Here is a 12939-nt window from a genome sequence, read left to right as displayed (position 1 = left end):
CGCGTCACATCCCCTTGACGATATTCTCGGTGACCTTCTTGGCGTCACCAAGGAGCATCATGGTGTTGTCGCGATAGAACAGCGGATTGTCGATGCCGGCATAACCCGACGCCAGCGAGCGCTTGATGAACATCACGGTGCCGGCCTTCCAGACCTGCAGCACCGGCATGCCGTAGATCGGCGAGGTCTTGTCTTCTTCCGCGGCCGGATTGGTGACGTCGTTGGCGCCGATCACGAAGGCGATGTCGGCCTGGGCGAATTCGGAGTTGATGTCCTCGAGTTCGAACACCTCGTCATAGGGCACGTTGGCTTCCGCTAGCAACACGTTCATGTGGCCGGGCATGCGGCCCGCGACCGGGTGAATCGCGTACTTCACCTCGACGCCTTCCTTCTTCAAGAGGTCGGCCATTTCGCGCAGCGCGTGCTGGGCCTGCGCCACCGCCATGCCATAGCCGGGCACGATGATGACCTTCGATGCGTTCTTCATGATGAAGGAGGCGTCATCGGCCGAGCCGAGCTTTGCCGGCTTCTGCTCGCCGGAGCCGCCGCCCGCGGCCGCGGTCTCGCCGCCGAAGCCGCCGAGGATGACCGAGATGAACGAGCGGTTCATCGCGTGGCACATGATGTAGGACAGGATCGCGCCCGAGGAGCCGACCAGCGCGCCGGTGATGATCAGCGCGGAGTTGCCGAGTGTGAAACCGATGCCGGCCGCGGCCCATCCCGAATAGGAGTTCAGCATCGAGATCACGACCGGCATGTCGGCGCCGCCGATCGGAATGATCATGAGCACGCCGAGCACCAGCGCGATGATGGTGATCAGCCAGAAGTCGATCGCGCTGCCGGACCGCACCAGGCCGAAAATGAAGAATACCAGCGCAAGCGCCAGCGCAATGTTGATGATGTGGCGGCCGGGCAGGATGATCGGCGCACCGCTCATGCGCGCGGAAAGCTTCAGGAACGCGATCACCGAGCCGGTGAAGGTCAGCGCGCCGATCGCAACACCAAGCGACATCTCGACCAGGCTCGAGGCGTGGATGGCGCCGGGCTTGCCGATGTCGAAGGCCTCGGGCGCGTAGAAGGCGCCGGCGGCGACCAGGACCGCGGCCATACCGACCAGCGAGTGGAAAGCGGCGACCAGCTCAGGCATCGACGTCATCGGCACCTTGCGCGCGATGACGGCACCGATCGCGCCGCCGATGGCAATGCCTAGGATCACAAGCACCCAGGCGACGCCGTCCGCCGGCGGATGGCTTGCGAGCGTCGTGCCGATCGCGATCGCCATGCCGATCATGCCGAACAGGTTGCCCTGGCGTGACGTCGCGGGACTGGACAGTCCGCGCAGCGACAGGATGAAGAGCACCCCCGCCACGAGATACAGCAATGCAGCCAGATTGGCGTTCATCTCAGGTCCCCATTGTCTTCGTCACCGCGAGGTGCACGCCGCTCGCTCGTCGTTTCACTCGATCTTCACTTGGCTTTCTTCTTGTACATCGCCAGCATGCGCTGGGTGACAAGGAAGCCGCCGAAGATATTCACGCAGGCAAAGATCAGCGCGACGAAGCCGAAGCCGCGCGCCCAGCCGCTGCCGCTCGAGATCATCGGCACGCCGACCGCGAGCAACGCGCCGACCACGATCACCGAGGAGATCGCGTTCGTCACCGACATCAGCGGCGTATGCAGCGCCGGGGTCACCGACCAGACCACGAAATAGCCGACGAAGACGGCGAGGACGAAAATCGACAGCCGGAATACGAAGGGATCGACGGCTTGAGCGACGTGCTCCATGGCTTCTCTCCTTTAGGCTTTCGGCTGGAAGTTCGGATGGACGACGGCGCCGTCCTTGGTCAACGCAGTGGCTTTCACCAGCTCGTCGTCCCAGTTGACCGCGAGTGCCTTGTTCGGCTTATCGACCATCGTCTCGATGAACGAGAACAGGTTGCGGGCATAAAGGCTGGAGGCCGACTGCGCGACACGGCCGGCGACGTTGGTGTAGCCAACGATCTTGATGCCATCGACATCGACGACCTCGCCGGCCTTGGCCCCCTCGACATTGCCGCCGCGCTCGACGGCAAGGTCGACCAGCACCGAGCCCGGCTTCATCGATTTCACCATGTCAGTGCTGACGAGCTTTGGCGCCGGGCGGCCAGGGATCAGGGCCGTCGTGATGACGATGTCCTGTTTCTTGACGTGCTCGGCGGTCAGTGCGGCCTGCTTGGCCTGATACTCTTTCGACATTTCCTTGGCGTAGCCGCCGGCGGTCTGGGCGTTCTTGAACTCCTCGTCCTCGACCGCGAGGAACTTGGCGCCGAGCGACTCGACCTGCTCTTTCGTCGCCGGCCGCACGTCGGTCGCGGTGACGACGGCGCCGAGCCGGCGTGCGGTCGCAATCGCCTGCAGGCCGGCGACGCCAACGCCCATCACGAACACTTTCGCCGCCGGAACGGTGCCGGCCGCGGTCATCATCATCGGGAACGCGCGACCAAAGGACTCGGCCGCCTCGATCACCGCGCGATAGCCGGCGAGGTTCGCTTGGCTGGACAGCACGTCCATGACTTGTGCGCGCGTAATGCGCGGCATCAATTCCATTGCAAATGCCGCGACGCCGGCATCCGCGATCGTCTTCAAGGCCGCTTCATTGCCGTAGGGGTCCATGATCGCGATGACCAACGCGCCGCGCTTGTATTGCGAAAGCTCGGAGGCTTCCGGCCGCTTCACCTTGATGATGATGTCGGCGTCCTTCAGCGCGTCCGCGCTGACGGTGGCTCCAACAGCGGTGAATTCGGAATCCGGCAGTCCCGATTTGATGCCCGCGCCCGGCTCGATCGCGACCTCGGCGCCGAGCGCCTTGAACTTCTTCACGGTATCAGGGGAAGCGGCAACCCGCGGTTCGGACGGATCGATTTCCTTGGCAACGGCAATCTTCATGAGGCCTCCCCCGCTGCGCGGCAGGCGCGCGCAAGCAAACTAGCGTCTTTTTCGCTTAGTTGGATACCGGTTTCGCAACCGGCATGCGTGCAATTTTTTTCACCGCCGGCGTGGGCGGGTGCAGGCAGCGACGCGTCAGGTCAGGAAGTAGCCCATCAGGGCGACGATGATCACGACGGCGGCGGTGCCGTATTTGACCAGCATGATGAAACCTTCATAGGTCTGCTCATGGGCCACATAGTCGTTGCCGTCAGCGGTCGTGTAGGCCACTTCGTTATGGTCTGCCATCGGTATCCCCAGTGAAAATCCGTGTTTCTCGCGTGCAATTACCGCAAAGCGTTTGGGAGGGCAACGGCCCCCTGCCTATCGGGTCATTCGGAAGGCCAATTATCCCGGATCCAGCGGGTCAGGCTTTCCTCGCTGACCTCGCCCGCGGCGAGGGAGAGGATGATGGCCGTTGCGTGTGCCGGATCAGGAGCAAAGGGTATGTCGTTGACGCGCAGGAACACCATCATGGCGTGGAACGCGATACGCTTGTTGCCGTCCACGAATGCATGGTTACGGGCGAGACCAAAGGCATAGGCCGCAGCGAGTGCAGCCATATCCTTCTGTCCGTAATTCCATTGGTTGACCGGCCGCAAAACCGCCGACTCGAGAAGGCCGTGATCCCGAATGCCTTCCGGACCGCCGAATATCGCCAGTTGCTCGGCATGCATGTCGATGACTTCATCGACGTCGAGCCGAATTGGCTCGCTCATTTTGCAAGCGCGGCAAACGTATCGCGATATTCGTGCATGACCTGGCGGGCGATTTCCATGGTCCGTGCGTGCTTTGGGTTGAATGGCGAAAGCCGCAGACTGCCGTCCGGTTGTTCGACCGGGTAGAACTTGTCCCCCTCCTTGAGATTGAGCCGGGCAAGAAGCTCTTTCGGCAGGATCACACCAACCGAATTGCCAATCTTCCGAATTTGAAGGGCAGTGTCCTCCAGCTTGTATTCGCGAGAGGCCTCCTCCATACCGCGAGGGGTTTTGTTCATGGGCGCAAGCTCCGTTATACAAACTGTATAACACGCCTCAGGCCACCTGTTCAACAAATGTTTTACGGCCTCTAGCGCGGCGGCCCCTACCCGAGCACGAAGTCGAAACGCCCGGCCAGCCACCCCGCGTTCTTGGCCGTGCGTATCTGCAAGTCCTTGCGGAACAGGCCGTCGGAGCGGTTTTTCGACTCGCCGGGGAAATAGAGCTGGGTGGTCAGCACACGGCCGCCGCGCGGCTGCACCTTCACGTGGATATGGCGGGTGCGGCCGACATAGGCGCCGGGCACGATACTGCGCAACTTGTAGCGCCCTTCCGCATCGGAGAACTGGTGGCCGCGCAGACGGAAGCCGGAATTGTCATAGCGGCCCTTGTCATCTGCCTGCCAGAAATCCAGCAAGGCTCCAGCGAGCGGTTTGCAGGCACGGGTGAGCACGAAGCCGACCAGTTCGATCGGCTGCCCCGCCATGCCCTCTTCGAACAGCTCGGTTCGCTCAGGCGACGATGGCTTGAAGTATGGTCCTTCGGTTTGCGCCACGGTGGCGTCGTCGCCGTCGCGGCATTCGGGCGTCGGCGCAAGCGAGGCCTGAGCCACGCTACCATCGATCATGAGCAGCGAACCGGCTGCGAAGACTCCCGCTCCAAGTACAACGCGCCGCGTGGGGGTGTCGATCATGGGGCCCTCCCCTCCTGTCGCCACCGTCATCATGGAGGGCGACGGCGGCTGAAATTGTGTCCGCGCCCATCACAAATTCGTTTCGTGGTCGTGGCCGAACCCGTCAGCCCATCGCTTCGAGTTCGTCGATCATGCCCGCGATTACCGACAGCCCGCCGTCCCAGAATTTGGGATCCTTGGCGTCGAGCCCGAACGGCTTGAGCAGTTCGGAATAATGCTTGGTGCCGCCGGCCGCGAGCATGGCGAGATAGCGCTCCGCGAAGCCTTCCGTGGCGTTCTCGTAGACCGCATAGAGCGAGTTCACCAGGCAATCGCCGAACGCATAGGCGTAGACATAGAACGGCGAATGGATGAAGTGCGGAATGTACATCCAGAAGTTTTCGTAGCCGGGGCGGATGTCGATGGCCGGCCCGAGGCTCTCGCCTTGCACGCTGAGCCAGATCTGGCCGATGCGCTCGGCGGTCAGTTCGCCGTCCTTGCGCTCGGTGTGCACGGCACGTTCGAACGAATAGAACGCGATCTGCCGCACCACGGTGTTGATCATGTCCTCGACCTTGCCGGCCAATAGCGCCTGGCGCTGTTTGACGTTACCGGTCTGCGACAACAAGCGCTTGAAGGTCAGCATCTCGCCAAACACGCTCGCGGTCTCGGCCAGCGTCAGCGGCGTCGGCGCCATCAGCGCGCCGTTCTTCGCCGCCAGCACCTGATGCACGCCATGGCCGAGCTCATGCGCCAACGTCATCACGTCGCGCGGCTTGCCCTGGTAGTTCATCAGCACATAGGGATGCGCCGAGGGTGTGGTCGGGTGCGAGAACGCGCCCGGTGCCTTGCCCGGCCGCACCGGCGCATCGATCCAGCGATCGGTGAAGAAGCGTTCCGCGATCGCGGCCATTTCGGCGGAGAAGCCGCGATACGCCGTCAGCACCATCTTCTGCGCCTCGGGCCAGGCGATGGTGCCGGTCGCCGCAAACGGTAGCGGCGCGTTGCGATCCCAATGCGCGAGCTTCTTTTTTTTGAACCAGCCGGCTTTCAGCTTGTAGTAGCGGTGCGACAGCCGCGGATACGCCGCGCGCACCGAAGCGACCAGGGCATCGACGACGTCGCGCTCGACGCGGTTATTCAGATGGCGCGAATCCGCAACATCCTTGAAGCCGCGCCAGCGATCGGAAATTTCCTTGTCCTTGGCGAGCGTGTTGGTGATGAGCGCAAAGGTACGTTCATTATCCTTGAAGGTCTTGGCCAGCGCCTGGCCCGCAGCCTTGCGCTTTTCCGGTGCGCGGTCCTGCAACAGACTGAGCGTCGGCTCGATCGCAAGCTCCTTGGTCCCGACCTTGAAGCGCAGGCCGGAGATGGTCTGGTCGAACAGCCGGTTCCAGGCGGCATAGCCGCTCTGGGATTTTTCATGAAACAACTGCTCGACGCGATCTTCGAGCTGATACGGCTTGTCCTTGCGCAGATCCTCGATCCAGGGACGGTAGTACCCAAGCTCCGGCGTCTGCATCGCGCGCTCGATTGCGGCATCGTCGACGCGGTTAAGTTCAAGCGCGAAGAAGAGCAAATGCAGCGAGGCCGCGGTCAGCCGCTCGGAGACGTCGCCATAAAATTTGGAGATCGCGGGATCGACGCTGTCGCCGGCATGAACGAGGCCGGCGTAGGAGCCAAGCCGGCCGGCAAGGTCGTCGATCGCCTCGTAGCGTCTGACGGCTGCGGCGAGCCAGCTTCCGCCATCATCCCTGGCGACGCCTTCCGCCAGCTTGCCTTTGTAATCCGTCTCGAACGCAACGCAGTCCGCGTCCATCTTTTGCAGATCGTGCGCGATTTCGGGGGCGTCGATGCCGGAATAGAGATCGGCCAAATTCCATTCCGGCAACCGCCCGGTCTTTGATTTGGTCGCTGTCGCCTTGGCGGCTCCGGCCGCCTTGCCGATTGCCGATTTGCGGGGCGTCTTGCGCGCCCGGGATGTCGCAGATTTTGCGCTCATGGCACTTTCAAAATTGGGAGGTGATCAGGAAATGGGCAGGAGATCAGGCGAAAGCCGCGAGTTGCGGGACGAACTGAACGAACAGTTCTTCACCTTCGACGAGCCACGGCTCGGCCTTTTCGTGGAGCGCGCCCCGAACCGCACACCACAAAGTAATCGCACGGACCATGAGCCACGATGTCGACGGGACGGCGGCCTTGGCGTGCAGCGCAACAAGATCGAGGTTTCGATGTTCGAACAGCAGCCGCCCGAAGCCGTCTTCCAGGATGTAGCGGCCGTCGATTCGGGAAACGCACAATTCGCAAGCCTGATCCGGCAGCGGGCTCAGCAGATAAAACTGGACGTCGCCCTTTTCCGTCGTGCCGGTTTCCCATTCGCGTCCGGTCCCCGGCGCAGTCGCGGCGCTCAGTGCCACCAGGATGGTGCTCAGTTCCCTTTCGCTCCATTCGCCGGGGTTCTGTTTGCGCTCGAACGCAACGACGCTCATTTGCTTTCCGCTCCGAACAGCAGCCGGTGCAATTCCGGCTCGTAGTACATTAATAGATGCTTCGCGAAGGCTGCTTGTTCAATACCTAATTCGTTGGCCCATGCCCCCATGATTTCAGTTGGAACTCGGCTGAAGCCGTTCTCGACCTGTGAGATGAAAGTGTAATACTTCAGGCCAAGACGTGCAGCGAGATCCGCCTGCGACAATTCGGCATCCGCCCGTCGCTGCTTGAGCCAGTCCCCAGCCAGTTTCCGCAATTGCTTCACTTCCGGCACAGCCTTACCGGCAAGCCGTTCAGCGAAAACGTCTTGATGTTTTACTCGTTTCATGTTTACTAAACTAGCTAGAGTGAATAACCGGGTAGGTGATGTTCCCTACCACAATCTCTGCTCGCGAATAAGAATCAGATGGCTTTCTTAGACCGCAGTCAGATTGTTGAAACGACCCCCCGGACCCCCGCGGCTCGCGGCAAGGAGTTGTTTGCCGGCATCCTGCTTGTGGCGCTGCTCGCGAGCGTGGGAATCCGGAACGTGGTGCCGGTGGATGCCTTGGCACCCGCGATCGTCACCCTGCTTTTTGGCGTTGCCGCATTGACGGCCGGCTTCGCGCTGCTCTGCCGGCGCGATCGATTCCGCATCATGTGGTTCGACCTCGCCGGAAGCCTGACGTTCATCGGCGTCGTCCTCTCCGTTCTGATCGAACCGGACCAGATGGTCAGGCTCTTCGCGGATCAACCTGAGTAACGGGAAAGCATTTTCCGCAGTCTGACTGCGTCTTTTGTCTACGCGCGTCCAAGCCCGGGCCCCTCTGGCAGTTCAAGCGAACTGCGATGTCGGATTGGACCATCAACGGAGTGGCCCGCATGCTGGAATTAATCTCCTCGCAACACCTGACAGCGCTCTTCCAGGTCATCATGATCGACCTGGTGCTCGCCGGCGATAATGCGATCGTCATCGGGCTTGCAGCCGCCGGCCTCCCGGAGGGTCAGCGCAAGAAGGCGATTGTGATCGGCATATTGGCCGCAACGCTGTTGCGTATCGGCTTCGCCTCCGTGACGGTCCAGTTGCTGCAGATCATAGGGCTGTTACTCGCCGGCGGCGTTCTGCTGCTTTGGGTGTGCTGGAAGATGTGGCGCGAGCTGCGTACGTCGCATCATCATGAACCGAAAATGCAGAGTCTCTCGGCCGCAAGCACGATCGAAGGCTCCGCTCCGGTCGGCCATCAAAAGACGCTTGGCCAGGCCGTATGGCAGATCACCCTCGCCGACGTCTCGATGTCGCTCGATAACGTGCTCGCCGTCGCGGGCGCCGCGCGCGAGCATCCGATGATTCTCATCTTCGGCTTGGCGCTATCCATCGCCCTGATGGGGCTCGCCGCCAACTTCATCGCGCGCCTCCTGGAAAAGCAACGCTGGATCGCCTATGTCGGCCTCGCCATCATCCTCTATGTGGCGCTCGACATGTGCTATCGCGGCGCGCTTGAGGTGTGGCCACACCTCAACGTCTAGGTCCTCCACAACATCGCCGTTCTTCAACGATTAAGAGGGTGTTAATCGGCATCGGCGAAAGTGCCCCGATTCGATACATTGCTGTAGCGTGCGGGGAGAGCCATGGCTGCCACCATTTTGATTGCCGATGACGACGCCGTGCAGCGCCGTTTGGTTGAAAACATGGTGCAGAAGTGCGGCTATGAGCCCCTCGTCGTCGACAGTGGCGATGCGGCTGTGGTCCTGCTGACCGCGCCGGACGCGCAGGCAATCGACGCAGTCGTGCTCGATCTGGTGATGCCCGGCCTCGACGGGCTCGGCGTGCTCGCAAAAATGCGTGATGCAGGCCTGAGCATCCCCGTCATCGTGCAGACCGCCCATGGCGGTATCGACAACGTGGTTTCGGCGATGCGCGCCGGCGCGCAGGATTTCGTGGTCAAGCCGGCCAGCTTCGAGCGGCTGCAGGTTTCGCTGCGCAACGCGCTCAATACCAGCGCGCTCAAGGGCGAACTGCAGCGCATCCGTCACAGCCGCGAAGGCCGGCTGACCTTTGCCGACATCATCACCCGCAGCGAAACCATGGCAGCCGTGCTGCGCACCGCGCAGAAGGCGGCAGCCTCGGGCATTCCGGTGCTGATCGAGGGCGAATCCGGCGTCGGCAAGGAATTGTTCGCGCGCGCCATCCATGGTTCCGGTGAGCGCAAATCGAAACCCTTCGTCGCCGTCAATTGCGGCGCGATTCCCGACAATCTCGTGGAATCGATCCTGTTCGGTCACGAGAAGGGCGCTTTCACCGGCGCCACCGAACGCCACATGGGCAAGTTCGTCGAAGCCTCCGGCGGCACGCTGTTTCTCGACGAGATCGGCGAGTTGCCGCTGGCCGCGCAAGTGAAACTGCTGCGCGCGCTGCAGGAGGGAACCGTCGAGGCGGTCGGCGGCCGCAAGCCGGTGAAGGTCGATGTACGCATAATTTCCGCGACCAACCGCAAGCTGCTCGACCTCGTGAAGAGCGGCGCGTTCCGCGAGGACCTGTTCTATCGGCTGCATGTGCTGCCGCTGACCATCCCGCCATTGCGGATGCGGCGCGAAGACATCCCGCATCTGTTGCGGCATTTCCTGGCGCGCTTTGCCGCCGAGGAAAACCGCACCATCACCGGCATCAGCGGCGAGGCCGTGGCCCATCTCGCCCAGCTCGATTGGCCCGGCAACATCCGCCAGCTCGAGAACACGGTGTATCGCGCTGTCGTCATGAGCGAGAGCGACCAGCTCGGTCTGTCTGATTTCCCGCAGACCGTCGGTCACGCCGTTCCGGACGGCCAGTTCGCGCACAGCGAACCCCTGGTCGTCGCGCCGTCGGCGGCACCGTCCCTGGTGTCAGGTAGCGAAATACCCATTGCTCCGCTCGCCGCTGCCGGCAGTCTTGCGATGCTGACTTCAACCGGCGAGGTGCGTCCGCTCGAAGACATGGAGAACGAGATCATCCGTTTCGCGATCTCGCATTATCGCGGCCAGATGTCGGAGGTCGCGCGCCGGCTCAAGATCGGCCGCTCCACGCTCTATCGCAAGCTCGATGAGGCGGCCGCCAACGACCCGGCCGGAGGCGGCGCGCAGGATGCTGGCTGAGCAAACAGCCGTCCGCGATTATGGCCTCCGCATGGCAAAGATCGTGGCAAACCAACGACATCACACGTTCGGAAGCTTTTGAACCGTGGCTTGCCGGTGACAGACAAAAGGCGGGGCGCGTGGCAAAAACACGTGACCCGAAATGTGAACGGGTAGTTTGAGGTCAGTTTGTCGTGAGTTGTCCCGCATGGCGCTGGCTGCATGAATGGGGCACATGTATCGTCTGCGTTGAATCATTGCGTGCAGGCGTACGAAGACCGATCGAAGCCGGCGCTTCCCGCGCAAGCTATGACGATGCCAACGAACTGCTCCATGCCGGGGCAGTTTCGCCCAGGGGGTGTGACGATGCGTGACTGTTCGACGAATCGTGCAGGATTTGACCGCGTGCTGATGGCCGTCGCGGCAACCTTCCTCACGGTGTCCGCGACCTCAGCACTGGCGGGTCAGTCGACCACGCCGCGTGCCAGCGCCGCCGAGCTCGCGATCGACGCAGCAGTCCCCCGTCCCGAGCCCGCCAATGTTCCGCCTCCGACCATCGGCGACTTCAAGATGGACTCCACCGCCTCGGTGCCTGACGCGACCAAGTCGATCGACAAACCGGCCGAACCCAGTGCCGCCGCAAAGGCAGCCGAGCCCAAGCCGGCCGAGACCGTCACGGCGCCCGCGGCCAGCGACACCGCAACCACCACGCCTCCGGCTGCAACAGCCACCGCGCCCGTCCCCGAACCCGCCAAGGAGCCGGTGAAGGTCAGCACCGTCGCACCGGCCGACCAGCCGGTTGCGGACAGGCTGCGCGATATGCTCGGCACCAGGTCGCTGCGCTATTTCGACCGCAAGAACGAGCGCGCGGCCGTCGAGAAATTCTACGCCGCGCGTGACTACGCGCCGCAATGGACGCAGGCTGGCAAATTGACCGACAGCGGCAAGGGCGTGATCGCGCGCCTGAAGGATGCCGCCGCAGACGGCCTCAATCCGGCCGACTACCCGTTGCCGGATTTCGCGGCCGCCGGTTCGCCGGACCAACTCGCCGAAGCCGAGTTGAAGCTGACCGCAAGCATGCTCGACTATGCGCGCCAGGCTCAGAGCGGCCGGATGCACTGGTCGCAGGCCTCTTCCGACATCCTCTATCCCGAGCACCCGATCGATCCGGCTGAAGTGCTCGCCAACATCTCGACCGCGAAGGACGCGTCCGTAGCGCTCGATGGCTACAACCCCCCGCACAAACTCTACAAGGATCTGAAAGCCAAGCTTGCTGAGCTGCGCGGCCAGGGCGATGGCCCGATGATCCATATCGCCGAAGGTCCGGCGCTGGCGTTCAAGGCCGCCACCAAGAAGCAAGCTGAGGTGGCGCCGGAAGATTCGCGCGTACCGCAACTGCGCGCCAAGCTCGGCCTCGAGCACCCCGACGATCCCCGCTACGACGCCAAGGTCGCAGCCGCCGTGCGCAAGTTCCAGGAGAGCGTCGATCTCAAGCCGACCGGCGTGCTCGACGATCGTACCGTGAAGGCGATCAACAGCCCGAAGCGCGACCGGCACATCGACACCGTCCTCGTGAATATGGAGCGCCTGCGCTGGCTGCCGCGCCAGCTCGGTGCCGCCTCGCTCGGCAATGCCTATGTCATTCTTAACGTGCCCGACTTCACGCTCAAGGTGATGCAGAACGGCGCACAGGTCTGGACCACCCGTGTGGTGACCGGAAAGCCGGGCAAGCATGCGACGCCGATGCTGACCGAGACGATGAAGTTCATCACCGTCAACCCGACCTGGAACGTGCCGCCATCGATCATCTACAACGAATACCTGCCCGCCCTGCAGCAGGATCCGACGGTGCTGCAGCGCATGGGCCTGCGGCTGGAACGCAACCGCGACGGCAGCATCCACATTTCGCAGCCGCCGGGCGAAGCCAACGCGCTCGGCCGTATCCGCTTCAACTTCCCGAACAAGTTCCTGGTCTATCAGCACGACACGCCGGACAAGCACCTGTTCGCGAAGGAAGAACGCGCGTTCAGCCATGGCTGCATGCGGGTGCAGAATCCCGACCAATACGCCGCGACGCTGCTCAACATCACCATGCCGAACGAGCGCTACACGCCGGAGCGAATCCGCAGCATGTACGGCCGCAGCGAGATCGACCTGAAATTCCCGACGCCGATTCCGGTCAACATCACCTACCAGACCGCGTTTGTGGATGACGCCGGCAAGCTGCAATTCCGCAAGGATATCTACGGCCGTGACGCTGCGATGATCGCCCTGCTCAAGAACAGCCGCAGCAGGGATCTGGAGGCCATGATCGCTCATGCGCAGCCGAACTATTCGCGGCCGAAGGACGCTCTGCCGGCCGGCGTCAGCTTCGCCAGCGACAACACCTATTCCTCCGGCCCGTCGTTCTTCGAGCGCCTGTTCGGCGGTCCGTCGCCCGCGACGCCGCCGGCACCGATCGGCCGCAGACCGCAGCCGCGGTTCACCCGGTAGTCCGGAGGACTACGGTCTACGGGTAGAATTTCTTAATGAAATCAATAACCTCTCCTCTCCGGAGAGGTTATTTACGTTAACCATTATCCCTGCCGTATCGGCCATCCGGCGCTTTTTCGCCACAGTCCACGCGTTAGGTTAAAGCTTGCTTGGGGGCAGGTCGGTAAACCTCGGTTTAACCCTCCTGCTTTAAGAAAGCGTTCACCGTCTTTTGCCGGGGGTCTGCAAAAGAACATCGTGAACGCTCGTCGACTG

Annotated in this window: 14 protein-coding genes; 4 read left to right on the top strand and 10 right to left on the bottom strand. The window is 62.5% G+C overall.

Features of this window, described 5'->3' with window-relative positions; genetic code table 11:
• Nucleotides 1–4: 4 nt before the first annotated feature.
• The 10 genes from AC0QUY_RS17965 to AC0QUY_RS17920 all read right to left on the bottom strand — a co-directional run bounded on the left by AC0QUY_RS17965 (nucleotide 5) and on the right by AC0QUY_RS17920 (nucleotide 7432).
• Nucleotides 5–1402: an NAD(P)(+) transhydrogenase (Re/Si-specific) subunit beta gene (locus AC0QUY_RS17965; protein ID WP_475387774.1), complete on the bottom strand. Its 1398-nt coding sequence runs from the start codon at nucleotides 1400–1402 to the stop codon at nucleotides 5–7.
• A 65-nt stretch (nucleotides 1403–1467) separates the two neighbouring features.
• Nucleotides 1468–1785, bottom strand: a complete 318-nt coding sequence (locus AC0QUY_RS17960) for a proton-translocating transhydrogenase family protein (RefSeq protein WP_475387773.1) — start codon at nucleotides 1783–1785, stop codon at nucleotides 1468–1470.
• 12 nt (nucleotides 1786–1797) lie between these two features.
• On the bottom strand, nucleotides 1798–2925 hold the full coding sequence (locus AC0QUY_RS17955; protein ID WP_161850090.1) for a Re/Si-specific NAD(P)(+) transhydrogenase subunit alpha: 1128 nt from the start codon (nucleotides 2923–2925) through the stop codon (nucleotides 1798–1800).
• Nucleotides 2926–3060: 135 nt separating this feature from the next.
• Complete coding sequence (locus AC0QUY_RS17950) at nucleotides 3061–3213, bottom strand: aa3-type cytochrome c oxidase subunit IV (protein ID WP_057858656.1); 153 nt, start codon at nucleotides 3211–3213, stop codon at nucleotides 3061–3063.
• Between the two features lie 83 nt (nucleotides 3214–3296).
• The gene (locus AC0QUY_RS17945; protein ID WP_161850091.1) at nucleotides 3297–3683 is read right to left on the bottom strand and encodes a type II toxin-antitoxin system death-on-curing family toxin; all 387 of its coding nucleotides are present in this window, start codon (nucleotides 3681–3683) and stop codon (nucleotides 3297–3299) included.
• Complete coding sequence (locus tag AC0QUY_RS17940) at nucleotides 3680–3940, bottom strand: AbrB/MazE/SpoVT family DNA-binding domain-containing protein (RefSeq protein WP_057838483.1); 261 nt, start codon at nucleotides 3938–3940, stop codon at nucleotides 3680–3682. The genes AC0QUY_RS17945 and AC0QUY_RS17940 overlap by 4 nt, the downstream gene beginning before the upstream one ends.
• A gap of 107 nt (nucleotides 3941–4047) precedes the next feature.
• Nucleotides 4048–4635, bottom strand: coding sequence for a dioxygenase family protein (locus tag AC0QUY_RS17935; RefSeq protein ID WP_475387772.1), 588 nt, complete (start codon nucleotides 4633–4635; stop codon nucleotides 4048–4050).
• A gap of 103 nt (nucleotides 4636–4738) precedes the next feature.
• Entirely contained in the window at nucleotides 4739–6616 is a 1878-nt protein-coding gene (locus tag AC0QUY_RS17930) for a M3 family oligoendopeptidase (protein WP_475387771.1), read from the bottom strand.
• Between the two features lie 43 nt (nucleotides 6617–6659).
• Entirely contained in the window at nucleotides 6660–7103 is a 444-nt protein-coding gene (locus AC0QUY_RS17925; RefSeq protein ID WP_161850094.1) for a hypothetical protein, read from the bottom strand.
• Nucleotides 7100–7432 carry a helix-turn-helix domain-containing protein gene (locus AC0QUY_RS17920; RefSeq protein ID WP_475387770.1) on the bottom strand — a complete coding sequence of 111 codons (333 nt, stop codon included), beginning with the start codon at nucleotides 7430–7432 and terminating at the stop codon, nucleotides 7100–7102. The genes AC0QUY_RS17925 and AC0QUY_RS17920 overlap by 4 nt, the downstream gene beginning before the upstream one ends.
• A gap of 78 nt (nucleotides 7433–7510) precedes the next feature.
• On the opposite strand from AC0QUY_RS17920, the gene AC0QUY_RS17915 reads away from it, so the two are divergent.
• The 4 genes from AC0QUY_RS17915 to AC0QUY_RS17900 all read left to right on the top strand — a co-directional run bounded on the left by AC0QUY_RS17915 (nucleotide 7511) and on the right by AC0QUY_RS17900 (nucleotide 12684).
• Nucleotides 7511–7846 (top strand): hypothetical protein, encoded by a 336-nt coding sequence (locus AC0QUY_RS17915; protein ID WP_161850096.1) that lies wholly within the window; start codon nucleotides 7511–7513, stop codon nucleotides 7844–7846.
• Between the two features lie 119 nt (nucleotides 7847–7965).
• A complete protein-coding gene (locus tag AC0QUY_RS17910) occupies nucleotides 7966–8610 on the top strand; it encodes a TerC family protein (protein ID WP_161850097.1) in 645 nt (214 codons plus the stop codon).
• A gap of 102 nt (nucleotides 8611–8712) precedes the next feature.
• Complete coding sequence (locus AC0QUY_RS17905; protein WP_475387769.1) at nucleotides 8713–10212, top strand: sigma-54-dependent transcriptional regulator; 1500 nt, start codon at nucleotides 8713–8715, stop codon at nucleotides 10210–10212.
• Between the two features lie 345 nt (nucleotides 10213–10557).
• The gene (locus AC0QUY_RS17900) at nucleotides 10558–12684 is read left to right on the top strand and encodes a L,D-transpeptidase family protein (protein WP_475387768.1); all 2127 of its coding nucleotides are present in this window, start codon (nucleotides 10558–10560) and stop codon (nucleotides 12682–12684) included.
• Nucleotides 12685–12939 lie beyond the last annotated feature (255 nt).

It is taken from the genome of Bradyrhizobium sp. WYCCWR15520 (assembly GCF_056174665.1).
Note: the sequence above shows the minus strand (reverse complement) of the source record. Positions and strands in the feature narration are given on the sequence as shown.